Below are 25,231 nucleotides of genomic sequence, written 5' to 3'. Positions count from 1 at the left end.
AACGCATGGCGCGCCGCGAGCCGTCTCCTCCACTCGACTCACCCCTGACAGGTGCGCGCATGACTCGCAAGTCTAGATTGCTGGTGGGAGGCGGCGTGGTGGTCGTGGCCGTGGCGATCGCCGCCTTTCTGCTAATGTGGCGACCCGCCATCGCGCCGGTCAGTCCGCCGGCGCCGACGTCGCTCGACGCGCAGACGCGGCTCGCGGGCGCACGCGTCGTCGCGCTCGGCGACTGCATCGTGTGTCATACGGCGAAAGGCGGCAAGCCGTTCGCGGGCGGCCTGCCGCTCGCCACGCCGTTCGGCACGATCTACGCAACGAACATAACCCCGGACGTGGAGACGGGCATCGGCAGCTGGTCGCTCGAAGCCTTCACACGCGCGGTGCGGTACGGTGTGGCGCGCGACGGACATCTGCTCTATCCGGCGTTTCCGTATATCCACTTCACACGCATGTCGGATGGCGATATCGCCGCGGCTTATGCGTATCTGATGACACGTGATCCTGTCGAAGCGACCGCGCCCGCCAACAAGCTGATTTTCCCGCTGAATTTCCGCCCCTTGCTGGCGTTCTGGAATGTGCTGTTTCTGCATCCCGGCGCACAACAGCCGGAAGCGTCGAAAGATGCCGAATGGAACCGCGGCAAACTGCTGGCGGATGGGCTCGGTCACTGCGCGTCGTGCCATTCGCCGCTCAATCTGATCGGCGGCGAAAAGTCGGGGCATGCTTTCGACGGCGGCATCGTCGACGGTTGGGAAGCGCCTGCTCTCAACGCGCTCGGCGCCGCGCCGAAACCGTGGACCAAAGAGCAGCTCGTCACGTATCTGCGCACCGGCCGAACCAGTGAGCATGGCGCGGCCGCCGGCCCAATGCTGCCGGTCACGCGCGATCTCGCGACCGTGCCCGAAGAGGACGTGCAGGCGATCGCCACTTACCTGCTGTCGATCCAGAAGCCGCGACCAGTGGCCGCTACGAATGTCTCCGCTGAGAGCAACACTTCGACCGAAGCGCAACGCGGCGCGATTCTGTTCGCCGCGTCCTGTGCGCAATGCCACGGCCCAAAGGCGCCGATGCAATCGATCGGCGAACGCCCGACGCTCGCCTTCAGCACGGCGGTGAACGCCGCTTCGCCACGCAACGCGATCCAGATGATGTTGAGCGGCAACGGCTGGCATGGCGAAGACAGCATGAACTATATGCCCGCCTTCAGCCAGATCTACAACGACCAACAGATCGCCGATCTCGCGTCCTACATTCGCGCGACTTATTCGCAGCGAGGCCCGTGGACCGACGTCGAAGCGATGGCTGACAAGGTCAGAAAGGAGAACAACGCGCGATGATCACTCTAACCGTTAATGGCGTGCAACACGCGCTCGACATCGATCCGTCGACCCCGCTGCTCTACGCGCTGCGAAATGACTTGCATCTCCATGGCGCAAAATTCGGATGCGGGCTTGGACAATGCGGGGCGTGCACGGTGATCTTAGGCGACCAGGCCGCCTTCTCGTGCCTGATTCCCGTATCCTCGATTGGCATTCGCCCTGTGCGTACGATCGAGAGCCTCGGCACGGCTGAGCATCCGGGGGCGCTGCAGAAGTCCTTCATCAAGCACCAGGCTGCGCAGTGCGGTTATTGCATCGCAGGCATGATCATGCGCGCGCAAGCGCTGCTCGATCGCAGTCCTCGGCCCAGTGAGCGTGAATTGCGCGAGCACATGGAACCGAATCTGTGCCGTTGCGGCACCCACATGCGCATTCTCGCCGCGATCCGCGAAGTCGCTCACATGCCGGCGAACGACACTGCGCCAGCGCAACCTCACGGTGCTGAGAGCCATGGAGGCACGCTATGAGCGACGAATCTGAGAATATCAATGAGGGACGCCGCCGCTTGCTGGCGTCTGGCGCACTTGTAGTCAGCTTTAGCATGTTCCCCGGTGCCAAGGCGATGGCTCAGATGGTAATCGCAGACGAAGGTGCCGCCGTACACGTGTCCAAAGCGACCGAGGCACTCGCGGGCAGCCTGAAAACCAATCCGTTCCTAGACGCATGGATCAAAATCGATCCAGCGGGAAAGGTCACCGTCTACACCGGGAAAGTCGAATTGGGTACCGGCGTGCGCACCGCGCTGCTACAGATCGCGGCAGAAGAACTTGCCATGACGCCCGCGCTGATCACCTTTCTCAGCGCCGATACCGGTGCGTCGCCAGACGAAGGACTCACTGCGGGCAGCCACACGATTGCCGACAGCGGCAGCGCGTTGCTAAACGCAGCCGCCCAGGTCCGGGAGCTTCTCGTCGACGCAGCGGCAAGACATTTCGGCGTCGCTAGCGGCGCGCTGAGCGTGCACGACGGGATCATCAAGGCGCCTGACGGACGCACGATGACATACGGCCAAGCGATCGACGCCGTCGATCTACATCGCATTGCCAAGCCAGTATCGCCGCTGAAAGACCCTGCGACCTTTGTGACGATCGGCACGTCTTTGCCGCGATTGGACATCCCGGCTAAAGTGACCGGTGGCGCGAGCTATGTCCAGGACATGTTCATGCCCGACATGCTGCACGCGCGTGTGGTGATGCCCCCAGTCTTCGAGGCGAAGTTAATGCAAACCAATACGCCCGATATTCTAAGGATGCCGGGCGTCGTCAAGGTGGTCAGGAACGGCAGCATGCTGGCTGTGGTCGCCAAAAGCGAATGGCAGGCGGTGCAGGCGCAACGCGCGCTGGCTGCCGGAAGCCGGTGGAGCGCCGGACGTGCGCTGCCCGACCCCGCTACCGTGCACCGCGACCTGAAGCAGATCGCTACCGAACACATCGAGATTGCGAACACGCGCAATGCAGCGGGCACGGTGCTGAAGACACTAAGTGCAAAGTACACCAAGCGTTATATGCTGCACGGCTCGATCGGCCCCTCCTGTTCGGTCGCACAGTTCAAGGACGGCACGATGACCGTCTGGACTCACTCGCAAGGCGTCTATCCGCTACGCGACGGGCTCGCCGAAATGCTGTCGCTGCAGAAGGAGAAAGTGCGCTGCATTCACGTAGAGGGATCGGGATGCTACGGGCACAATGGTGCGGATGACGCCGCCGCGCATGCCGCGTTGATCGCGCACGAAATGGCGGGCCGGCCGGTTCGCGTCCAATGGATGCGCGAACAGGAGAATACGTGGGACCACTACACGCCCGCGATGGTCACCGAGGTGGAGGCTTCACTCGACGCCACCAACAGCATCGTCGACTGGGATTACGCGCTGTGGAGCAGTTCGCACAACGAGCGGATCGTGAACGCTGGCCGGCTTATTCCAGCGCAAATGCTGGAGATACCGTTCGTGCCCGCGAAGTCGGTGCCAATGGTTCAGCCCGAAGGAGGCGGCGACCGCAACGCGATCCCGTTGTACGCGTTGCCAAACGTGCACGTGATGAACAATTTCTCACCGACCATGCCATTGCCGACATCGGCGATGCGCTCACTCGGCGCGCATATGAACGTCTTCTCGATCGAATCTTTTATGGACGAGTTGAGTGCTGCTGCTGGCGCCGACCCGGTCGCCTTCCGGCTCAAGCACATGCAGGATCCGCGTGCCCGTGACGTCATCCTTCTCGCCGCCGAGAAGTTCGGATGGCCGCGTACGCCTCGCAAGAAGAATCATGGCGTCGGCTTCGCGTTCGGCAAGTACAAGAACCTGATGGCCTACGTCGCGATCGCCGTTGAAATCTCTGTGGTACGCGAGACCGGCCAGGTCATTCTCGAACACGCCGAGGTCGCGGTGGACTCAGGCCAGATCGTCAACCCGGACGGCATCCGCAACCAGATCGAAGGCGGCGTTATTCAATCCGCAAGCTGGACACTTTACGAAGAGTTAATGTTCGACACATCGAGAATCCGAAGCTTCGATTGGAGCAGTTACCCGATCCTGCGGTTCTCCGCGGTTCCGCACAGCCTGAACGTACATCTGATTAATCGCCCGGGAGCGCCATTCCTTGGAGCCGCCGAAGCTTCGATGGGACCGACCGCCGGCGCGATAGGCAATGCTCTGTTTAATGCGACCGGCAAGCGCCTGCGCGACATGCCATTGGGCGGCGACAATCTGCGTCGGCAGATCGACGCATAGAGAATCACGATGAGGTTACCAGTACTATGAAAATTGCGATCGCGGGCGGATCGATAGCAGGTCTTGCATGTGCATTGACGCTGACGTGCACGGGTCACGATGTGCATGTCTACGAGCGCTCCGCCACTCCGCTTCGGGGCCGCGGCGGCGGTGTTGTGGTTCTTCGACAGATGCTGCACTTTCTCGAAGAGCACGGCCAACGTACCCGCGCAATGCTTGCGGTACCCACACACCGACGACGCTGGATTGACATCGATGGCCATGTGATTCGCGACGACCCCGAACTGCTGCCATTTTCATCGTGGGACGCTGTCTACCGGTCGCTGTGCAGCATGCTGTCACCCAACGCGATTCACTATGGGCACCACGTCGCGCGCGTGACCGAAGATGAGGACGGCTTCGATATCCACTTCGACCACAGTTCATCAGCGGTTCGCGCCGACGTGTTGATCGTCGCCGACGGGACCGGCTCGTGGCTTCGCTCGATGCTGTTCCCCGGTAGCTTTCCCTCGTATGCGGGGTACCTCGCATGGCGCGGCGTGGTCAGCGAAAACATTTTTGGGCGTAATCAGGTCGCGGATCTGATCGAGAACATGACGCTCTATCGTTCGAAAGCCGAACTATTCATGACGTTTCTGATTCCCGCGCTGGACGGCTCGCTAGAAACCGGCACGCGCCGGTTCAATTGGCTCTGGTACAGGAACGAACCGGACGAATCGTCGATCAGAATGTTTCTGACCGGCCGCGACGGCCGGCGGCGGCACGCATCGGTTGCTCCGGGCGAGCTGTCTGAGCCGTCGATTGCGTACTTGCATCGAGCGGCGCTCGAGCGACTCCCACGCACTTTGTCGCAGCTCGTCACCGCGACAAATGCTCCCTTTCTGCAAGCCATCTCCGACGCCCTAAGCCCGTCTTTTGCCAAAGGGCGTGTCGCGCTGGTAGGCGACGCCGCCTGCACGCTGCGCCCTCACACAGGTTCCGGCACCTCCAAAGCAGCCGACGATGCCGTGAGCCTCGCACAAGCACTATCTACCGTTACGACAGACGTCGTACAGGTGCTCGCCGACTGGGCGGTCAGGCGTCGTAGCGCAGTTGAACCGCTGCTTCTGAAGGGGCCGCGGCTTGCCCAATCGTTCGGGCTTGGTTACCCGTCGCATTGACGTTTCGGGTCGCTAGTGCATCCGGCGAGGCGCATGATACTCTAGCCCGGATTGAATTCACATTTCAGATAATCTCAGCATTATTAAGTCCAACACAGAGATCGGCGTCGTACGATTCAATCCTCTGACGTGACGTCGCACGCCGCTACGCGGAGAGGCCTGAAGATAAAATTTACTAACACCTACGGAATTCGCTCTGGGAATCGCACGGAAGCTACTCATCGTTGCAGCATCGGCGCTGCGAGTGGGGCCATGATCGCATCGACCGTCGCGATGGCCGCCGCCCCAGCGCCATCCGCACGCTGCCGACTCCCCTCGTCCACGGTATGGAGAAGGTCATATGGTGAACTAGGTAAGAACCAGAGACTAAGCGCCTATATTTTCAACGACTGGGATAACGGCAAGCCGATCACCTGTTTGTCAGGGCGGCAGTTCGAAGTCGACGCGCGGGATGCGCAAGCTGCTGGCACGCGATACACAGGTCCACATAACGCAAGGTACTAGTCTCCATCCGTTGACGACGCATTCACGTGGTCCTGCGACCTTGAGCAACATGTGCTTTCCCACACCTGGTAACGATACAGTTCTGCGATAGCCGATGACAGGAAGCGTCAGAACAAACATCCACCTGATCGCTCTACCTAACGAACAGGCTATCTGGATGAACGTATCGAGGCGCTTGTCGGGGCAGCGGCGATCTCTGCGTCGACCGTATCGCTCCCTCATCGGGCGCGAACTGACTCCGGCTCATTCGAACGAGATCGAAGTGATCGTGGACGGGACTTTCGCCACACATGCGTTTCCCGGTCATTCACAGCGAGCGGCGAGTGCCCCTTAATCACGGTTGCACTGAGAATGCCCGCCATTCTCAATAACGGGGACGCCAAAGCGAGCGCCACCGCACGCTATCGCACACAAATCGAGAGAATTGCTTATGGTTCCCGTAAAGAAAAAATCGCGCCGTGTGCAGACCACCTGGCGGAAAGTCCCTATGCACACGACCAAGTCGCTCGTCTAGTTCTCAGTGGTCGCCACATCAGCACAAAAAACACCATATATTTCCGCGTTACTGAAGCACTTACCCCTACGCGTTCGAATTTTCATACCAGTTACACCAAAGTGATTGATATTTAAATCTCTTAATTTTCGGCTAGATTATCTGGCAACGGAACCGCAGCGCGACGAACCCAGGTGATAAATCATGTTCAACGATAACCAAGCTTCCTCCGCGATAGCAGTACGGCCGAAAGACTCACTAGGATGCTTGTCGAGCCAGCTATACAAAGATCTCGAACTCGACGCGGGTGAGTTCAAGTTCTATCGCAAGTGCACACGAGACGGCATGACGAGTGCGGTTAATATGCCCGCCTCCGATCGCGGCCTCCTTGTCGGCGTATCGCTGAGAAGCGGCCACAGCCGACGCATTTTGTCTGGACACAGATGGACATCGCATGACTTCGAAAAAGACTCGATCTACATACGTGACTTCGCTGACGACTACCGAGCCGAGCTGCGCCGCGGTTTCGATTTCGTGCTGATGGAGTTGCCGCAGGCTTTCATGACGACAGCCTGCTACGAACGAAGCGGATCGAGTACCCCGCGCGTTTCATCACTTGCCGGCCGAAAAGACCCGATCCTTGGTCACCTTGCGCAGATATTGTCGCTTACGCTGGAACGCCAGAGCGAGGCCAGCCCACTCTTTGTCGAGCAGTTGGGCGTGATGATAGGGACACATCTGATAGATCGGTATGGTAATGCATCGTCTGAGTCCAAAAGCAAAAGCCGGCGGCTGTCCAGTTTGCAAGAGACGCGGGCCAAAGACATGTTGCTCGCGAAGGCACGAGGCAATGTCTCCATCGAGGAGATCGCGAACGCATGCAATCTGTCGCGCAGTTATTTCATCCGTGCGTTTTCTGAAACTACGCATCGCACACCTCATCAATGGCTACTAGAGCAGCGTATAGATCGCGCACGCGATCTTCTAAAACACTCGGACTCTTCCCTGACAGAAATCGCCATGACATGCGGTTTTTCCGATCAAAGCCACTTCACGCGTACATTTTCGCAGTTGGTCGGGATGCCGCCCGGCATGTGGCGTCGACAGACAACCGGCTGAGCGTTGCTCGTTTCGAGATTTGTTCATACGTTAGCGGCGCGATCGAACAGCGCCGCACTGTTGACGAATGGACTTTCATACAAAGGATCGCACTAACTGACAAGACACGCAGTATTGGCTGAGGTAGTTTCGAAGACGTCGACGATGACCGCTCGGAGGCCCCACCTTTTGGCCATACCGGTGGTTGCGTAATGGTTTGCGGATATATAGATATCTCCGCATGACGGAATCAAAGTAACGACGCACTCTTCCGCGAGGTCCACTTCAGTGCCAAATGCGCGCACTCGGCTCGTCATACCAATCCCCTATCACGCTCATTGCTCCCGAAACGGAAAACGACATGATCGAACTAGGCCGCTTCAAAATCGATCTGGAAATGCGCACCCTGTGGCGAGACGGGGAGGTCGTGCATCTCGGCTCCCGCGCCTTTGACATTCTTGCCGTCGTCGCGTCGGCAGGGGGGCGTCTCGTTTCGAAGGACGAGTTGATGAGCGAGGTCTGGCCAGAAACTATCGTCGAAGAAAACAACATCCAGGTCCACCTTTCGGCACTGCGCAAAATACTCGGCCCGGACCGAAACCTAATCCTTACGGTGCCCGGCCGCGGGTATCAGCTAGTCGGAAGACCACAGAAAAAATCGCTGCCGAAGGGACCTAGCTCGCATGCCCGCTCCGGACGCCCTCTACCCTCCCCCAAGACGCCCCTCGTTGGGCGCGATCACGCGGTGACGCAAATCCGCGCGACGCTAGAAGAGACGCGTGTGCTGACGCTGGTCGGCGCTGGCGGTATCGGTAAGACTAGTCTCGCGGTAGAAGCGGCCCGCCACCTAGCCTTAGATTTTCCCGGCGTTGTATGTTTCGTGGAGTTGGCGGCAATAAGCTCGCACAAAGCCGTACTCACCGCAATTCTCGAAGGTTGCGGGCAATCTGCCGACGGCGCCGGGTTCGACGTCTCACATGTCGCGTCCGCACTTGCCGGAACACGCCGGCTGCTATTGCTCGACAACGCCGAACACGTCGTGGGCCACGTTGCGGAAATTGTCGAGTCACTGACTGGAGCGAACGCCGCGCTGCATGTGCTCGTCACGAGCAGAGAGCCACTGCGTATTCTGCCCGAAGCGGTATTCCGGGTCGATGCACTGGATGTGCCTCCGCCCCATTCTACGGATGCCGAGATTTTGAAGTGTTCGGCGGTGAATCTCTTTCTGACGCGAGCAAATTTGTTGCAGGAAGAAGTGGACGACGAAAACCTTCCAATCCAACTCGTCGGCGAAATCTGCCGCCGCCTAGACGGCATTCCGCTGGCAATCGAGTTGGCGGCCACGCGCGTCGCCGCGATTGGCGTAGACGGCGTCTATCGGCGACTGGATGACCGGATGGCGATCCTAGGGGGCGGTTATCGAACTGCGTTGCCACGTCATCAAACCTTACGCGCGACCTTCGACTGGAGCTTCGCGCTACTCAACGCCAACAGCAAGTCGTTATTCCGTCGTATCGCAATATTCGGCGGCGAATTCAATCTCGACGCAATATGCGCAGTCGTGTGTGACAAGGAACTGACGGTGGAAAATGCGATTAGTGGTGTCAGCGAGCTCGTAGCCAAATCGCTCATCAACGTTGAGTTCAACGGTCCGGCAGCAAAATATCGCTTGTCTGAATCGACCCGTGCATATGCTTTTGAGAAGCTTCAGGCTGAAGGCGAAGAGCAGGAAATCACTGCGCGCCATGCCCGTTATCTCTCGAAACGCTTTCAAACTCACTCTGGCGAGACGGTTAGCAATGGGGCGGACCACTCGTCGAAACTTGGACAGGCACTCGACGATGCGCGTTACGCTTTCAAATCGGCGTTTTCCCCTGATGGCAATCCGCGACTCAGCGTCGAACCCGCGTCGAATCTGGTGCGCACGGTGCGCGCTTGCGGGATCATCGAGGATTGCTATACGCGCGACGTACAGGCAGCCGAGGCGCTGGAGAACCTTTCCGCCGGATCGGTCGCCGCAAGCGAAATGAGCGTGCGCACCGCCTTGGCGTCGGCTCCACCTCATGTTCGGGGACTGGCTTCGGAGTTTGGCGAACAAGTCGAAGAATCGATGAATTTTGCGCGGTCCTTCCAGCAGAACTCGAAGGAGAATGACATCGAAGGGCGCCAGATTCTGGCGCAACAGCTTGTCGCAACTTTGCCACATTGCCACTGTTTGCACGCGGAGGCCAAGCAAAAGTTGCTTGTAGCGAGACGGCTCTTCGCACACTATCCGGATGGGGTGCGGCAAAGAAAATGCCTTCCCGTTGAGTCACTCGCGCTCCGCAACGAACTGCTCTCCCAAATCGCATGCATCACGGGAAACACCGACAAGGCGATAGCACTGATCGATGCGTTGGTAAAGGTTATCGGACCCGAAATGACGGCGCCGACGCTTCAGCAGATGCTGGGTGCTGCTACCTCTCCGTCCGCGCTGATGTTGAGAGGTCCACTATGTGCGATCGACGAAGAGTCGTCCAATGAAGACGTTCACGGTGTGACCGAGCCCAGACGATGAAAATCGGACGGATCGCCCGCGACGCCGTGCAACGTCGTCTGGCGCATATCCAGCAATGTGTTTCCCTGAGAGAGCTGCGCCCTGTTCATCATCTCGAGCTGCAGCGTTGATGAAGTCGGGACGAAGTATGGCAATGGTATCCTCCGGTGGGGTGCTCAACGTGGGCGCCGCTCCTCCCGTTCTTGCCACTTCATTACAGTCGTGCACTCAAACCGCCGGAGGCCATCTCGAATTACGCAGCTTACCTGATGGCAAATCCGCCGACTCGCGCAGACACTCAATTCACCGCGTGGGCCGCGCAGCGGGTGAGGTCCGAGACACACTTCCAGGTTCGGGGTTCAAGTAACCTCCATATGCCCGCCGCGGGAGGCAAACGGCTAGGCGTTCGTGTCGAACGCTGATTGCCTCTAGTTCGTCTTCGTCGCGTAGCTTTTGCAGCGCATATGCACGTGTAGATTCGTAAAGCCAGTACAAAACGCGCGGCCCTTCCATCTGCACATTCAATAGAGACTTAGCGACTAGCGCGTCAGTTCCCGCGATTGCATTGCTCAAAGAAAGCGTCGTGTCACATGCCACGGCGCCAACCCAGTCCAGCGTAAAGAGACCATCGAATATCGCGATGCGTCTGAAGAGAGTCCGCTCGCTATGACTGAGCAATGCGTGGCTCCAGTCAAAGGTCGCGCGCAGGCTCTGGTGCCGCAGCCGTGCAGTACGATATCCGCCGGTTAGAAACGCCATGCGATCATCAAGGCAACGCCGTGCGCCGTCGAGGCCGAGGTCAGCGACGCGGGCAACGGCTAGTTCAATCGCGAGCGGAATGCCATCCAGCCGTCGGCAAAGTTCGCCGACAAGCTGTAGCTGCCGGCCGTCAGCGTCCACGGTTACCTGCATCGCGCTTGCACGCTGCAGGAACAGCCTGACTGCGGAGTGCGCAAGGATGTCAGTTTGCGAGGCATCCGCCGGCGGAGTTTCGAGCGGATCGACCCTGAATGTCTGCTCGGGCGATATCCGCAAACGTTCCCTACTGGTGACGACGATACGTACGTGGTTGTTTGTAGCGAACAAGGCCTCGACTATCTCCGCCACATGCGCGATCAGATGTTCAGCATTATCGACAAGCATTAGCCCGCGCAGATCCGACAGCGCGCAGGCGACGCCGCCTTCAGGGACTCCAGCGCATCCTGTCGGCTGACCACAGGCTTCCATAATGGCATCGACCATTGAATCCCGCGTGGTCAAGCCTGATAGCTCGACGACGTAAGTGGGTTCCGCCGCGTCTTGTTCCGCTCGACGAGCGACCTCGAGCGCGAGCCGCGTTTTGCCGACCCCACCAGTGCCCACGAGCGTTACAAGGCGCGAGCTATCCAGCATCGCCAGGACCCGCTGAATCGCCATCTCCCGCCCGACCAACGCGACGTTCGATGGCGCAACTCGCATCGGCACGCCAAGCGAGGATGGGACGGCCAGTTCCGATCTTCGCACACAGATCTGATACCCGCGCCCTGGTATGGTGAGAACAAGATTCCGGTCGGAACCGAGAATTTTCCGCAAGGCCGACAGGTGGACATGGATGTTGTTTTCTTCGACGATTGTTTGCGGCCACACCACGCTTAACAACTCATCCTTGGTGACAAGGCGACCACTAGCCGAAGCGAGCACCGCCAGAATATCGAAGGCCCGCGCCCCGACTGGTATAGCGACGCCGTCCCGGCGCAGTTCCCGCGTTCCAAGATCAACCTGAAACCGACCCAGTTCCATCACGCCGCTGCCAAAGTTCAAAGGACGATCCAACGCTGCCATGCGAACGCTCCTGTTGGTCAAAATGGAACAGAGTTCCTCGATCACAATCGCGCTTGAGGCAGCCAACGGCTAGCTTATGGCGCATATCGCACCTGCCCCACCATTGCTGTCCCCGAAGACCAATATCGCCTCTTTTCCGTCGCTGCCCGCTCTCCTCGCGAGGATCACCCGATCACGTGCACTTGCAATATTGATTGGAGTGTGCCCGCTTCACCTTTTTCAATAAACTGTTCAGTTGGGGAAAGTGTTTTGAAAAAAAATCAACAATCGTCGCGCATTTTTGATGGGGGAGATACGGACCTCGTCGGTCGCGATGCATGTGACGTCGCCACACCAGGCCTGATCGGATATGTCGGCGAGAAGTCCTGCTTCAACAAATTCTTACTTCACCATATCAGGCGGTGTGTCACCCGAATCGGGAGGCGAGCGTGACAATCTTCATGGTGTTATCCGACCAGCAACAGGCAACGAGACGGATATGGATTGGCATCGAAGTCCATGCGTCAACCGGAGTGAAGATGCATCGACGTGTTTTCGATCCATTAATCTGCAGTCCATATCTACTCGGAACTCTCTCGTGTCCAGCAAATTCGACGTCACGCTTCCATCGATTGCTTAGCGTCCGAACCGAATCATCTGTCGAGCGTCCCTCTTGAGAGAGATCGCTGGTTTTCTTCTAAAGATACAAATGGTTATAAGTGTTCCTGGTAAAACCGTTTGGATTTCGGTAACCTGGATTTTTCCCTGCTACCGAGGTGTCGATGAAATGCCGTGTCAACCTTGTGAAGGCCGAGGAAATCACATTGCAGAAGATGGCGATCAATCACCGGTTCAAGAACACGCGCAGACGCGCCACCGGTCTTTTGATGCTCGCTCGCGGGGATAAGCCAAAGGTCGTTTGTGAAGCCCTCGGTGTGAGCGACCAAGCTGTCTACAACTGGGCTCACGCGTGGCGTATTGGAGGCGTTTGCGCGCTCATGGGCGGTCACAACGGCGGTCGGCCGCGTGCGCTTCCCGATGACGTGGTCGCTGTCACGCTGGAGATTGCGCGGGCAGAGCCGCTTACCCTCGCCCAGATAGCTCGACGCGTTGAGCAGGCACAAGCCCAGGCGCTGCCCTGCAAGATAGAAACGCTGGGTGAAGCCCTCAAGCGTGCGGGCTTCACTTTCAAGCGCAATCGCTTCTCGCTGAAAAAAAGCGCAATGAACAGGAGTTCGAGATGAAACAGGCCACGCTTGAGAAGCTTCAAGTCGCCGCGCGCGATGGCCAGTGTCGCCTGTTCTATTTCGACGAGGCCGGCTTTTACGCATCACCGCCTGTGCAGCGTAGCTGGTCACCACGTGGACTGCCCCATGCCATTGAGCCCAACCACCATTGTCGACGCAATGTGATGGGCGCACTGAACTTCGCTGAAAACAGTTTCGTCCATGCAGCAACCAGCCATACGGTCAAAGGGCCTCACGTTGAAGGTTTTCTCAATGACCTGATTTGTCACGGCGATGGTAGACCGACCGTGATCGTACTCGACAATGCGAGCATTCATTCCGGAATCGATCAGGTCACACTGGACCGCAGGTTCATCGAACACAAAGCACTCCTGTTTTATCTGCCACCGTACAGTCCCGAACTGAATCTCATTGAGATCGTATGGAAGCACTTCAAGTACCACTGGCGGCGATTCGCGACGTGGACGAAAGGAACCATCGATGCGGAGCTGGAAATTCTGCTCAACGGATATGGTTCGAAATTCCGAGTTAATTTTTCGTGAACACTTACTCTGCTCAATCAAATTTCCTTAATATTTTTTAAGTTGAGCACCAGCCCCGACACTGTGCATAGTCGAGACTTGTCATACGCGAGCAATTCCGTCTCTTACCTCATCACCGCGCCTAATCGCACGTGCAATCAGGAGACACAGGACCAGCTATCGCCAAAACGGATCCGTTTGGATCTCACGTTCGCATTTCAAAAGCGAGGTTAAAACCATGAAAGTCACTGGCGAAATGCTTATCGGCCAATCGACTGCATACGGCTCGGCTGGATGCTTCCGTGCATTCAACCCAACCTTGGGCGCAGAAATCGAACCGATGTTCGGGGTCGCAACATCGGCCGAGGTGGACCGCGCCTGCGAACTTGCGAAAGAAGGCTTTCAGTCTTACCGCAACACTTCGCCCGAAATCCGGGGTCGGTTCCTCGAAACCATCGCTGATTATCTGCTCGGCCTCGGAGAACCGCTCTATGCAAGAGCAGCACTCGAAACGGGCTTGACGACGGCTCGAATCAAAGGTGAAACGCAGCGTACGGCGGCGCAAATGAAGATGTTTGCCGATGTCGTCCGGCACGGACGATGGCGGCACGCGACGATCGACTCCAGCGATCAATCACGCCAACCTTTGCCGCGCGCCGATTTGCGAATGCAAAAGATCCCTCTTGGTCCAGTAGGTGTGTTCGGCTCAAGCAATTTCCCAATCCTCTATTCGGTCGCGGGTGGAGATACGGCTTCGGCTCTCGCGGCAGGCTGCAGCGTAGTCGTCAAGGCCCACGGCTCACATCCCGGCACATCGGAACTTGTCGGCCGTGCCATCCAGCGTGCGGTCAGGGATTGCGGCCTCCACCAGGGCGTGTTCTCACTTCTCTTTGGAAACGGCAATGAAGTCGGTGAATCGCTGGTTGACCACCCCGCGATCCAAGCCGTCGGTTTCACTGGTTCAGAAGGGGGCGGGATGACACTGGTGCGTCGGGGAGCACAGCGAAAAATTCCCATTCCAGTGTTTGCCGAAATGACGAGCGTCAATCCCAACTTCGTCCTTCCCGGCGCGATGAAGCTTCGTGCAAAAGAGTTCGCGAGCCAATTCGTTGAACGGATGACAGTTGGCGTCGGCCAGATGTGCCTTAAACCCGGCCTGATCCTAGCCGTCAACGACGAACACTTTAACACCTTGCGAATTGCACTGGCCACCGCGCTTTCAGCCAAGGAATCCGAGACCATGCTGAATCCGGCAATCTATAAAAGCTTTAATTCTGCGGTCGCGCGCAGCCGTTCGGGTACGGGAAGCACCGTCGTTGCCAAGGGGCAGGCGCCCAAAGGCGCATTCGAAGGCCAGTCGGAGATATTCGAGATCGATGCGATGAATGTCATGATTGCGCCTGAACTCACGAATGAAATGTTCGGTCCGGCGGCCATCCTTATCCGTTGTGCCCATAAGGAGGAGCTGCTTGAAGTCGCGAAGATTTTGCGCGGACAATTGACCATGGCGGTGCACATGGAACCTGGCGATACCGAACTCGCCCTGCAGCTAATGCCAATTCTTGAAAGCAAGACTAACCGCATCCTTGCCAACAAATTTTCGAATATGGTGGAGATCGGCTATGCAACAGTGCACGGAGGCCCTTTTCCTGCCACATCGGATAGTCGCTTCACATCAGTCGGAGCCACGGCAATAGAACGGTTCCTACGTCCAGTCTGCTACGAAAACCTCCCACCGGAACTTCTGCCGCCAGCACTTCAAGACGACAATCCACTGTCGCTCTGGCGCGTGATCGATGGCGAACTCAAGCACCAATAGCGCGTGCGCCGGGTCGCGCGGATTACCGGCTTGCGAACAATCCGATGCAAATTGAAACCAGGCAATCATGCGGCGAGGCGTGGGGCGCGTCGTTGCGTTAACAACACGCAGCAGTTGTGGAATCGTCCTGAGAGCAATTGCTTACGAATTCCTGCGTGACTGGATTTGTTGCGACGCGCCCGCGACATTGTGAAACTTAAGGAGAAGAGGTATGGCTTTCAGCTTTGACCCCACCGACTGGCCAATCGTGCCTGCGCGGACATTTTCCGAGCTGCAGCTTGGCGAGATCTTTCGCGCTCCGAGTCGGACGCTAACGGACGCTCATGCTTCCGCGTTTCAAGCCGTCTCTTGCGACAATCATCCGATCCACTACGATGTCGGCTATGCCAAACGTTACGGTCATCCGGCCCCGGTGGTACATGGTCTCCAAGTTCTCGCTTTCACCGCGCCCGGCGCGACGCTGTTGCCACACAATTTCGGCGCAATTTTCGTGGCCTTCACCGAATTGTCGGTAAAGTTCCTTGCCGAGGTCCATGCCGGGGATACGCTTTACCCGGCACTCGAGATTGTAGATCTCCTGCCGATGGATGAGAAGGGTCAGGTGACGACTGCCGTCACCGTCCACAATCAGCGGGGAGAACTGGTGCTATCTGGTCAGCATAAGTACCTGCTGCGTACGATGTCCTGAATTCGGCAACCATCGAGGACAATATTGGCTGAAGCCGCAGAACGGAATCGTCGGTGTCACTAGCAAATGGTGATTGAGAAGCGGATCGCATCCGCTTTTACCCGACGCTCGTTCGTTTCCTGACCAACTTTGCATCGTCTGCAATATCTCTGTCCGCCAGTGACAGACCGCGATTCTAAGCCGTATGGGAAAAATCATGCCCGTTTCGTTACCCTCGCAGCCCGTTGTGACCCAAGAAGTACGCATCGTTGATCGGCATGGTCATCCCCGCATCGTACGAAGCCGTTAAAAAGGCTGGGAGACGAGCGCACCGCGGGGTATCGTATCCCTAACGACGAGACCCAGGAGCCACCATGCGATGCACGATCGTTCTTGAGTTCGATAACGGCGACGGGAGTGTGGTAAAGCGGGTTGAGGTCATGCGGTTGCACAGGCTCATCGACGACCAGACGCCAGGAGACGTGGGACTGTCACTCAGTGAAGGGAAGTCTTTGCTCAATTGTGTGCAGCAGGAGTTCGTTGTCGAGCAGATCGAACGTTTTTGCGCCTCGCATAGATCCTGTGTGGATTGCGGCGTCCAGCGTCGTCTGCATGATAATCATTGCTCGGAGCTGAAGACCGCGCTAGGAAAGGTTTACTATTGCCGCGAACGATGGAAGGCCTGCAATTGCGGCGCAGACGGCGCAAGATATGTTTCTCCGCTCAAGAACTACCTGACGGAGGCAAGTACCGGCGAACTGAGATGGCTGCACGCGGAGCTTGGCGCCACGATGCCGTACCGGCAGGCCAAGGCAGTCATGGACCTTCTGCTACCCACCTCGGGTCGCGACAATCATGTAACCATCCGCAACCACACGGTGGCCATCGGAAAATCAATACAGCACGCACCGCCGGTGCGTCGGTGGTGCGAGACGGAAAAGCCGATTGCGGAGCTTGGCATTGACGTCGGCTATGTCCGTCGCGCACGTTGCAATCGCAAGGGTTCCGGCAAGGAAAATCGCGCAGAAGCCGGGAACCGGCCGTCGTCGATCGCAGTCGTCGTTGCTGCTTTGGGCCAAGCCGGTAAGCAGCCACGAGTGTGGGCTTCCGCCATGCCGCGCACCAGGCGACTGAATCAAGAAATGACACGATTCCTCGAGGACAGCGGATACGGGGATCCTAATGAAGTCGTTGTCCTGACTGATGGAGCTCGGGACCTGGCCGGCGTCGCTAATGATCTCCCATACGATAACGAGTGGATTCTCGATTGGGCACACATCGGGCGCATGTTGCGACGCGTTGAGCAGGCTATCGCGCCTCTGGCATATGGGCGACTCACGGACAGTGGATCAGCGTTTGAACTGTGGGATCTGTTTGTCCGCTTCCGCCACTACGTTTGGGTCGGACGTACTGCCGCCTGGCAGCAGTTTGCAGCTAGACTTGCTCACTTGCTTGATCTACGCGAGACACGAGATCCAGCAGTGAGCAGCCAAGTAAGGAAAGCGAGCTATAGCCTCTCGAATGTGGTCACGTATCTCGACAGCAACGCCGAGTCGCTGATCGACTATCGCACATGGCAACGTGCGGGAGGACGAATCTCCACCGGCTTCGTCGAATCGTCAATTAATCGAATCGTTGGCCGTCGAATGTGCAAGAGCCAGCATATGCGCTGGAGTCGCGTGGGGGCACACAGTGTCGTGCAATTGCGCGTCGCGTTGTTGAACCAGGAATTCCACGAACTCGCGCGACGACAGTTTCCGTGGATTGGACAGCGACGTGTTACGTGGCCTTGGCAACGAACTTCCCAGTCTTTTTAACGGCTTCCTCGATTGGCAGGTGCGGCTTGCCCTTCAGCGCATCTCGAATTGACCGTCAGCGCAGGAAATTGCTTCTCGGCACTTCTATGTCTTGTTCTCGGCGCTAAGCGGTCGTACGAAAATACGTACTGAGTGACCGGGTTGGGTCGACACGCGCCCTCCACGACATCGCCCATCGAGCTTCCGAGAACGCTGGGCGCGCTGACCTTCTTTGCTGCGATCAACGCAGCGCGATCGCCACGGAGCCGTTAGTTCGTTAGCGTGGCACCGATCCCGGAACCGACTCCGTCCGCCAATCTCGACTATCGCGTGGCCATCGTTCACGAAGGCCGCAACGCGCGGTACAAAATCGCCTACTCACTCCGGACTTGGATATCGGAGTCGGCTCGAACTATCAAGGCGTCGATGGTCAGTTTGTTGCCCGCTGGGAAAACGCACGCCTGCAGGTCTGCGCCGCGACGCCGGCTGCCGCCATCGCCGGACTGCGTCGCTGCGCGACGACATGCCCGCATGTCGCTGGTAACGCGCTCCCCTACCCTGCTATGGCGCCGGTGGCCAAACCCAGCCCGATGGCCACGACCGTCGCAGCCGACTATCGGCTGTTTATCGACTGCGTGAAGGCCCGTCGCGGTTTCTGGAGCGAGGCAGAGAAACTGGCGAGAACGGCGGGCGGGTATCGTCACGCGCTCGCGGTAGCGGACCAGACACGGCGCAGCCATGGAACAGACTAAACCGGGCGATCACGTTGACCGGCGGGCCGCAGGGGGCGGTAGTAACCCGCTTGAAAACTAGTAACAAAATTAGTTGTGTGAGCGTTTTTCGCCCTCCCCGTGAAAATGTCCAGAAGTGAAGGGGTAGATAGCCTCAATTATGTGGAATTGAACGATTTTGGCCACTCAACGCTTTGACCGAATCGAACCATCTGGTGCCGGTGTCGCATCCAGGCGTCGAAGAAGGCGTTCGACAGCCTCCTGGTCACCGTCCACCGCATCGCGTTCCTCATCGGTGAGCGGGATTTCCTGCAGCATCCGAATCATCCCGGCCTTCGATGCAAGCAGCTCGGCGCGGGTCGATTCCTTCGGAACGTAGAAGTCGCACCGTGCACAAGCCATGCGGTGAGGACATTGATCAAAGAATTCATACGAACACAATCCGTGGCCCAGGTCGTAATAGCGCCACGGCTGATCGGTGCTCCGCTCATCTATAGCCTGCCGGTCGATCAGCACCTCCATCATCCTCAGGTTCCGCTGGAAATACTGCGCTTCCGAGTAAGCTTTTGCCAGCTTTGTGGGCGTGAATGCGACGTAGTGCTGCGTGGTCACCGGGGAGCGATGACCAAGCCACGCCTGCAGTTCGAACAGGGTCATCGGTTCCTTGGCATTGAAGAGCTGGCTCGCAATGGTCGAGCGTGCGCGGTGGCTGCTGATGTGCCCGCGTGCGTCTGAAGCTGGGATGGCCGCCTTCCGGCACAGCGTGGGAATCGGACGCCGGTTCAGGTAGTTATGCGGGATCATTTTCGCGCGATACGAGAACAGGAATTCAACCTGCTCGCCGGTCTTATTATCGACGGCGAGCGGCTGGACCGGGCGCACTCGTTCCCAAGCCTGGATTGCTTCCCCGACGACGACGTCGATTGGCTTGGCAAATGCGGTTCCAGTCTTGTGAACCGGAACATCGAGCATCCAGCAATGCTCAGCCAGATTTCCTGCCAACGGTTCCTTCCGCGCGCAGCCAGTGCGCAGTCGTACGATCTCGTCACTACGTAATCCGGCGAAGAGCCATACGATGCTCAACGCCTGCATCATCTCGAGTGGATAGTAGCCGCCAGTGCAGCGACGACTCCCATGCAGCTTGTCGCTGCCAGAAGCGGCGCTGCCGTGCAGGGGAAGATCATTCAACGTCAGATTCAGCCCCGCCCAGAGAAGCTTGGCCCATAGATCGTCGGCAATAGTGCGCGGCGAAGGCCCTATGAGTGATTTCACCGAACGGGGTGTAGCGAACGCGCGAGACGGATCAAAGCGACGTGGTATCCATTCCCACTCTTGAGCATCTGCGAAAAAGCACCGCATCGAATCGAGCAAGGATTTTTTGGAGCGCGCTGCGATCGGTTTGCCATATTTGTCGCTCAAAACGGCAGTGTTCCACACATAGTCTCCGACATGCATGCGGTCCACGGCGGCGACATATTCTACTGCCGTTTCCCGCGTCCACTGATCGGCGCGGGTGATCTCGGGATGCCGGTCTTTCATCCAGCGACCGGCCTTCAGAATCCTGCTTCGAAATTGCCGGCGGCTGAGTGCTGTCAGTGTGCTGGTCGCCGCCCATTGCTCCACCATCGCGACCCAATCCGAGGCAATATTTGCGATCCCCGCCGCATGTATGAATTCCCTGTCAACGGTATCGCGCACCTTGGGCTCATCTAAAACTATCCCTAGCCCCGTCAGGGCGCGTGTCAGCAGGAAAAACAGGCAACTGCGCGGAATCGAGTCGCACCAGCGGACACGAGCTTCCTCGATGAACTCGGCGGTCAGGGATTCAAGGTCCGGCTGTCTGTTCATGAGCAGGAGCTCGGCAACCATGCTCACCAGCAGTTTGTTGGAACTTCGATAACCCCACTTCGCCGCGATATCTGTCACCCGCTTCAACGTCGCAGTAACATGGTCCTTGCCGAAAACCTTTTCTGCCAAGGCAGCCCGTTTCACCCCCTTGAAACAGGAGGTGTCGTTAAGACATTGGAGTAGATAGGCGACGGCGATCAACGCCTCTCGCTCACCACCAGCGCAAGTTATTACGTGGTTGGCCAAGGCAAACGAACGTTGGCTTGTCCCTATCACCTCGCGCCAGACGGTGTTGTCCCATGCCCAGAATGTAGTCCTTTGCCGCGCACAGTGATAAAGAAGTATCACCTTGACGCGATCGCTACTGCGTATTTCGGACGAACGTGACCGGCCGTTTCGGGATGGTGACCGGCGATTTCGGCAACGTGACCGGGCATTTCGGGAACGTGACCGAGCGGACCGGAAGGCAGGATTGGCGTTGCGCATGACATCAACTACGCGGGCTATGCTCGCCGGCTTTTGCCGGAGAGAGCATGCCCGCGCACCGGATGAACATGCGCATGATCAACGACGTTTTACGACTTAAATTCGACGGCGGTTTCTCGCACGATCGGATCGCCGCGTCACTGGGCATATCCAAGGGCGTGGTCACGAAGTACATAGGACTGGCCGGTGCCGCCGGGCTGGACTGGGCAAGCGCCTGCGATATGGATGAAGGCGACCTCGAGCGGCGGCTCCTCGGCAAGCCCACGGGGCCAGCAGGCTACGCCCAGCCCGACTACGGACGCATCCACCAGGAGCTGCTTCGCAAGGGCATGACGCTTACGTTGCTGTGGGAGGAGTACCAGGCCGAGTTCGCGGACCGGCAGACCTACCGCTATACGCAGTTCTGCGAGCACTACAAGGCGTTCACGAAACGCCTGAAGCGCTCGATGCGTCAGATTCACCGCGCCGGCGAGAAACTGTTTGTCGACTTCGCCGGCCCCACGTTGCCGCTGACGACTGGACGCCGCGCGCACATCTTCGTGGCAGCCATGGGCGCATCGAGTTACACGTTCGCATGCGCGACGCCAGCCGAAACGATGGAGGACTGGCTGGGCGGCATCGCACGTGCGCTGACCTTCTATGGTGGCGTGCCGCAGCTGATCGTGCCGGATAACCCGCGCGCGATGATTGCCGATCCCGACCGCTATGAACCTCGCGCCAGCGACACCGTGCTGGACTTTGCGCGTCACTACGGCACGTCATTCCTTCCTGCACGCGTATATCGTCCGCAGGACAAGGCGTACGCTTCATATTGCACCTTGTGCGGTTGGTGGAACAGCGATAAACGTCGGTTGTGTCGAACTGTAGCGGCCGCCTTGGCCTTTGACCAGGACGACGTCGCCGACGGGTTCATAGAGACAGCGATGCAGATTTCCGTAGCGATGCTGACGCAACAGCCCGCGCCGGGCCCATAGGTGGATGCTGGTCGGACAGACCCCGAGTTGTGCGGCGAGTTCGTTGGCCGTCAACATGCCGCGTTCGCGCAGGCGCTCAAACCGGCTCTTGAGCCGGTACGCAGTGCGTACGAGGTAGACCTTCTTGTGCGTGAACGTTTCGCCTTTCCAGTTTGTATAGCCGAGTGCATTAAGCTGTTCGGCGACCTGTCGGTCCGAGCCGGTTTCGAGAAGTTTGTCGATCTTCGAAACGACTTCCGGCCGCGTCTTTCGAATCAGTGCGATAGGCTTGGGCTTATCGATCTCCAATGAGGTAGTTCGGCCGCCGCGAAAGCGTACATGGATTGCGACGCGTTCGGATTTGACCAGGGTGACGTCTTCGATGAGCAAAGCGACCATGCGCTTGCGCTCGAGCGGAACGACTCGTTGATCATTCCAAACACGAGGGAAGTCTTCGGCGAGCGACTGGATCTTGGTTCGCGCATCGCTGCTTAACAGCTTGTGATCGGCGTTCTGGAGTCGCTCGTTCTCCTGTTGCAATCCGTCGAGCACACGCAGACGTTCGTTCCAGTCCGCCTCGAGCGTGTCAGCGACAAGCCGGTTGGTGGGATCGACACTCATATACCGACGACGCGCGAGCTCGGCATCGTAGCGAGCTCGGGCCAGTTGGTTCTGACGTTGATCGGCGGCCTGTTTGACGCGCCCAGAGATCTCGTCTTCGACAGCTAGCGCGACCTCGAGAGCGGCCGGTGCGACACTCTCTAAAAGAAGCGAGCCTATCGCGTCGTCGATGGCACTTCCGCGAACCGATTGGCAGGGTTTGCTGGCACGGCGCACTGGGTTCTCCGTGCACATATAGTAGGGTTCGAGTTTATTACCGACGACCTGATACCGTACACGCATGCGTGCGCCACACACTCCGCACACGACGCGCCCCTGCAGGAGCCCAACGCCCTCACGTGGCATGCTGCCTCGTCGATCGCGCCCGAATCCCGTTAAATTCTGCTTAAGCGTCGCCTGGTTGCGTTCGAACTCGTCCCAATCAATAAAGCCGGGATGTGCATTCTGGATTAACACCTGCCAATTCTCTCGGTCAACCTTAAGCCCGAAGTATTTGCGTCCCTGACGATATACTCCGCGTGTGCGACCGTATACGAAGGCCCCGGCATAACGGGGGTTGTGCAATATCTGGATAACGCGACAGTGTTCCAGCGGTCCCCAAATCAGGTCTCCCTTGCCAATCCCCCGGTGGATGCGACGCGGAAACAGCCAGCCTTCCTGGCGAAATCGTTTGACCGTGGCTGTAGCTGACGCAGCCTGCCGAAACGTATCGAATAGCAACTGCAGCGCGCCTCGGACCTGTTGATCAGGATCGAGAACCACTGAGCCGTTCGGGTGGTAAACAAGCCCGATGGGTAACGGCACTTCCAGTTCGCCACGGCGTGCCTTGTTCTTGATACCACCTTGTAGCCGCCCTTTGAGAACATGAAGTTCGGCCTCGCTCATGGCGCCCTTCAAGCCCAATAAAAGACGGTCATTGAATTGGCCGGGATCGTAAATTCCATCTTCGTCGCAAATCAAAGTTTGTGTGAGCGATGCAAGTTCGATCAGGCGATGCCAGTCTGCGTTATTGCGCGCAAGGCGCGACGCCTCCAATCCCAGCACGATGCCGGCGTGACCATTGGCGACCTCTGCGACCAGATGCTGAAAGCCATCTCGCCCTTCGGCGCTGGAACCGGACATGCCGAGATCGTTATCGACAATGTGAATGCGTTCGATCGGCCACCCGAGCGTAACGGCACGATCGCGCAGTGCATATTGCCGCTTCGTACTCTCGGTATTCTCGAACACCTGACGAAGCGACGACTGTCGAACGTAGAGGAACGCATCACGCCGCAGATGTTCTGCGGTGACCTTCAGAGCGGAGTTAGTAGACATGGGCAAGCTCCTCGTGGGTGCGCAGTACGAGGTTGGCGAGCACGCGAACAAGCGCGCCGTTATCCCGCACTGAGTTGGAAGCAGGCACGGTTGAAGCGGGAGCTTCGATGCGCGAAGCATCCGGGCGTTGGATCGCCAGCCCGTGCAACAGGCCGTGAAAGCGTATGGCGGCGTGGCCTTCTGACTTAGGACCTGCGCCGAGCAGGTCGGCCCGTAGCACTTCGTAATGGGCAAGCGCGGACGATGGGAGAGGGAATTGAGGCGAATCCTCTACGGTTTTTTTTTGCGTGCTAACGCACGTTCGATACTGCGTGGGTGGACCGAAAGCTCCAGCCAGGTTTCGACTTCCTGCGCAAGCGCGCGAGCGCGAATGCTGCTGTCTTGCTGCAGACGTTCCTCGATGAACGCCATGACCACCGAGTTGAGTTTGTGTGCGCCTTTGGGTCCACGCTGTTTTGGCAGCAATCCTGGCAGTCCCTCGCGCGCAAAGGCGCTCTCTGCCTGATAGAACGTAGGTCTGGACATTCCGAACAGGGCGGCCGCCTCGGCCTTGGAAGCGCCATCGACCCGAACATGACGCAACATCTCGTACTTGACCTGAACAAGATCGTCGGGATCGAAGAAATCGCCCGATCGAAACCATGGCGCCCGTATTCGGTCGGGATGAGGATTGAGAATACCAAGTTCGCGTAGGCGATCGCGCTTTGACGGTGGCTTGGTCATTACATGATCTCTCGTTGACGTAATGGAAATTAAAGTACGCCGCGCCACTTGATGTGTCAAGTATCTTCGTGATCTGGCCTATTATATACGATGCGGTTATTTCCCCGTAAAAACCGAGATATCCTTGATGTGTCAGAACCAGCGTCATCTCCATATCGGCGTATTTATCCTTACGTGAACGGCGAAATTTATTTGACATCGCGCACTCCCAATAAATCGTCGACGAGCGCACGCAATCGAAGCAGATCGTCAGTTCTAAACCAGGAATGTCCAGCGGAGGCCTGCGCGAACAGATCTGGCTCCGGGACATCGGTCCAAGATGCCAGCACCGAGCACAGACGCTTGTGTGCGTCGTAATACATCACGCGATCTTCACCCCAGTTCTGCTTGCGACTCACCAGGACAAAGTGATTTCCACGCGCTGGATGAAATGGGTGGGTAATCTCGAAGGACGCGCCTTTGACTACGCGACGTTCCTCATGGCAGACAGTTGCTGACTTGCGAGAAACCGAAGGTAGAGGTTGCGGTCCAGGTCGTCGAACGCTGGATCATGGCGCGGCTGCGTCATCACCGGTTTGAGTCGGTCCACTCGGTCAATGAGGCGATCCGCCCGCTGCTCAAGAACCTGAATGAGAGGCCGTTCCAGAAGCTGCCGGGATGTCGCGCCAGCGCATTCGCCCAGCTGGACGCGCCGGCACTGCAGCCGCTGCCGGCACAGCCCTATGAGCTCGCGCGCTTCAAGACAGTGACGGTTCACATCTTGTGTGGCCAAGCGATTTCTGTAGCCTTGGCGCTGATGAG

At 58.1% G+C, this 25,231-nt stretch carries 18 protein-coding genes and 2 pseudogenes; 15 read left to right on the top strand and 5 right to left on the bottom strand.

Going from position 1 to position 25,231, the window contains the following annotated elements; all coding sequences use genetic code 11:
* The first annotated feature begins 59 nt into the window (after positions 1-59).
* The 7 genes from C2L64_RS45590 (at position 60) to C2L64_RS45565 (ending at position 9,922) form a co-directional block, all read left to right on the top strand.
* Positions 60-1,340 carry a c-type cytochrome gene (locus C2L64_RS45590; RefSeq protein WP_103153948.1) on the top strand — a complete coding sequence of 427 codons (1,281 nt, stop codon included), beginning with the start codon at positions 60-62 and terminating at the stop codon, positions 1,338-1,340.
* Positions 1,337-1,849, top strand: a complete 513-nt coding sequence (locus C2L64_RS45585) for a (2Fe-2S)-binding protein (protein ID WP_103153947.1) — start codon at positions 1,337-1,339, stop codon at positions 1,847-1,849. Before C2L64_RS45590 ends, C2L64_RS45585 begins: the two co-directional genes overlap by 4 nt.
* Positions 1,846-4,110: a xanthine dehydrogenase family protein molybdopterin-binding subunit gene (locus tag C2L64_RS45580; RefSeq protein ID WP_103153946.1), complete on the top strand. Its 2,265-nt coding sequence runs from the start codon at positions 1,846-1,848 to the stop codon at positions 4,108-4,110. Before C2L64_RS45585 ends, C2L64_RS45580 begins: the two co-directional genes overlap by 4 nt.
* A gap of 26 nt (positions 4,111-4,136) precedes the next feature.
* Complete coding sequence (locus C2L64_RS45575) at positions 4,137-5,270, top strand: FAD binding domain-containing protein (protein WP_103153945.1); 1,134 nt, start codon at positions 4,137-4,139, stop codon at positions 5,268-5,270.
* 855 nt (positions 5,271-6,125) lie between these two features.
* Positions 6,126-6,404 (top strand): hypothetical protein, encoded by a 279-nt coding sequence (locus tag C2L64_RS53750; RefSeq protein ID WP_158660593.1) that lies wholly within the window; start codon positions 6,126-6,128, stop codon positions 6,402-6,404.
* 67 nt (positions 6,405-6,471) lie between these two features.
* Positions 6,472-7,386 carry a helix-turn-helix transcriptional regulator gene (locus tag C2L64_RS45570; protein WP_103153944.1) on the top strand — a complete coding sequence of 305 codons (915 nt, stop codon included), beginning with the start codon at positions 6,472-6,474 and terminating at the stop codon, positions 7,384-7,386.
* Positions 7,387-7,726: 340 nt separating this feature from the next.
* Complete coding sequence (locus C2L64_RS45565; RefSeq protein WP_103153943.1) at positions 7,727-9,922, top strand: ATP-binding protein; 2,196 nt, start codon at positions 7,727-7,729, stop codon at positions 9,920-9,922.
* A 282-nt stretch (positions 9,923-10,204) separates the two neighbouring features.
* Here the strand turns inward: C2L64_RS45565 and C2L64_RS45560 are convergent, their stop codons facing one another.
* On the bottom strand, positions 10,205-11,722 hold the full coding sequence (locus C2L64_RS45560; RefSeq protein WP_103153942.1) for an ATP-binding protein: 1,518 nt from the start codon (positions 11,720-11,722) through the stop codon (positions 10,205-10,207).
* A 761-nt stretch (positions 11,723-12,483) separates the two neighbouring features.
* Between C2L64_RS45560 and C2L64_RS45555 the strand changes: the two genes are divergently transcribed.
* The 6 genes from C2L64_RS45555 to C2L64_RS45530 all read left to right on the top strand — a co-directional run bounded on the left by C2L64_RS45555 (position 12,484) and on the right by C2L64_RS45530 (position 18,503).
* A complete protein-coding gene (locus tag C2L64_RS45555; protein ID WP_103153941.1) occupies positions 12,484-12,945 on the top strand; it encodes a helix-turn-helix domain-containing protein in 462 nt (153 codons plus the stop codon).
* Complete coding sequence (locus C2L64_RS45550) at positions 12,942-13,490, top strand: IS630 family transposase (protein ID WP_103153940.1); 549 nt, start codon at positions 12,942-12,944, stop codon at positions 13,488-13,490. Before C2L64_RS45555 ends, C2L64_RS45550 begins: the two co-directional genes overlap by 4 nt.
* A 217-nt stretch (positions 13,491-13,707) precedes the next feature.
* A complete protein-coding gene (locus tag C2L64_RS45545; protein WP_103153939.1) occupies positions 13,708-15,288 on the top strand; it encodes an aldehyde dehydrogenase (NADP(+)) in 1,581 nt (526 codons plus the stop codon).
* 211 nt (positions 15,289-15,499) lie between these two features.
* Positions 15,500-15,976, top strand: a complete 477-nt coding sequence (locus C2L64_RS45540) for a MaoC family dehydratase (RefSeq protein WP_103153938.1) — start codon at positions 15,500-15,502, stop codon at positions 15,974-15,976.
* 353 nt (positions 15,977-16,329) lie between these two features.
* Complete coding sequence (locus C2L64_RS45535; protein ID WP_103153937.1) at positions 16,330-17,772, top strand: ISKra4-like element ISBusp5 family transposase; 1,443 nt, start codon at positions 16,330-16,332, stop codon at positions 17,770-17,772.
* 368 nt (positions 17,773-18,140) lie between these two features.
* Positions 18,141-18,503 (top strand): hypothetical protein, encoded by a 363-nt coding sequence (locus C2L64_RS45530; protein WP_103153936.1) that lies wholly within the window; start codon positions 18,141-18,143, stop codon positions 18,501-18,503.
* A gap of 165 nt (positions 18,504-18,668) precedes the next feature.
* Here C2L64_RS45530 and C2L64_RS45525 read toward each other — a convergent pair whose 3' ends face one another.
* Positions 18,669-20,531: a tyrosine-type recombinase/integrase gene (locus C2L64_RS45525; RefSeq protein WP_158660592.1), complete on the bottom strand. Its 1,863-nt coding sequence runs from the start codon at positions 20,529-20,531 to the stop codon at positions 18,669-18,671.
* 353 nt (positions 20,532-20,884) lie between these two features.
* Here C2L64_RS45525 and istA point away from each other — a divergent pair.
* Positions 20,885-21,616, top strand: a pseudogene (gene istA / locus C2L64_RS45520) (IS21 family transposase); the annotation flags it as partial.
* 6 nt (positions 21,617-21,622) lie between these two features.
* Here istA and C2L64_RS45515 read toward each other — a convergent pair.
* From C2L64_RS45515 to C2L64_RS45500, 3 genes are all read right to left on the bottom strand, one after another.
* Positions 21,623-23,707 (bottom strand): recombinase family protein, encoded by a 2,085-nt coding sequence (locus tag C2L64_RS45515; protein WP_103153934.1) that lies wholly within the window; start codon positions 23,705-23,707, stop codon positions 21,623-21,625.
* Positions 23,708-23,977: 270 nt separating this feature from the next.
* Positions 23,978-24,430 carry a helix-turn-helix domain-containing protein gene (locus C2L64_RS45505; protein WP_103153932.1) on the bottom strand — a complete coding sequence of 151 codons (453 nt, stop codon included), beginning with the start codon at positions 24,428-24,430 and terminating at the stop codon, positions 23,978-23,980.
* A 188-nt stretch (positions 24,431-24,618) separates the two neighbouring features.
* Positions 24,619-24,873, bottom strand: coding sequence for a DUF5372 family protein (locus C2L64_RS45500; protein WP_158660654.1), 255 nt, complete (start codon positions 24,871-24,873; stop codon positions 24,619-24,621).
* Between the two features lie 59 nt (positions 24,874-24,932).
* On the opposite strand from C2L64_RS45500, the pseudogene C2L64_RS45495 reads away from it, so the two are divergent.
* Positions 24,933-25,190 (top strand): annotated as a pseudogene (locus C2L64_RS45495) (IS21 family transposase); the annotation flags it as partial.
* Positions 25,191-25,231 lie beyond the last annotated feature (41 nt).

The sequence above is a fragment of the Paraburkholderia hospita genome (genome assembly GCF_002902965.1).
Lineage (GTDB): Bacteria > Pseudomonadota > Gammaproteobacteria > Burkholderiales > Burkholderiaceae > Paraburkholderia > Paraburkholderia hospita.
The sequence above is the reverse complement of the archived record's forward strand: the minus strand, read 5'-3'. Positions and strand labels throughout refer to the sequence as shown.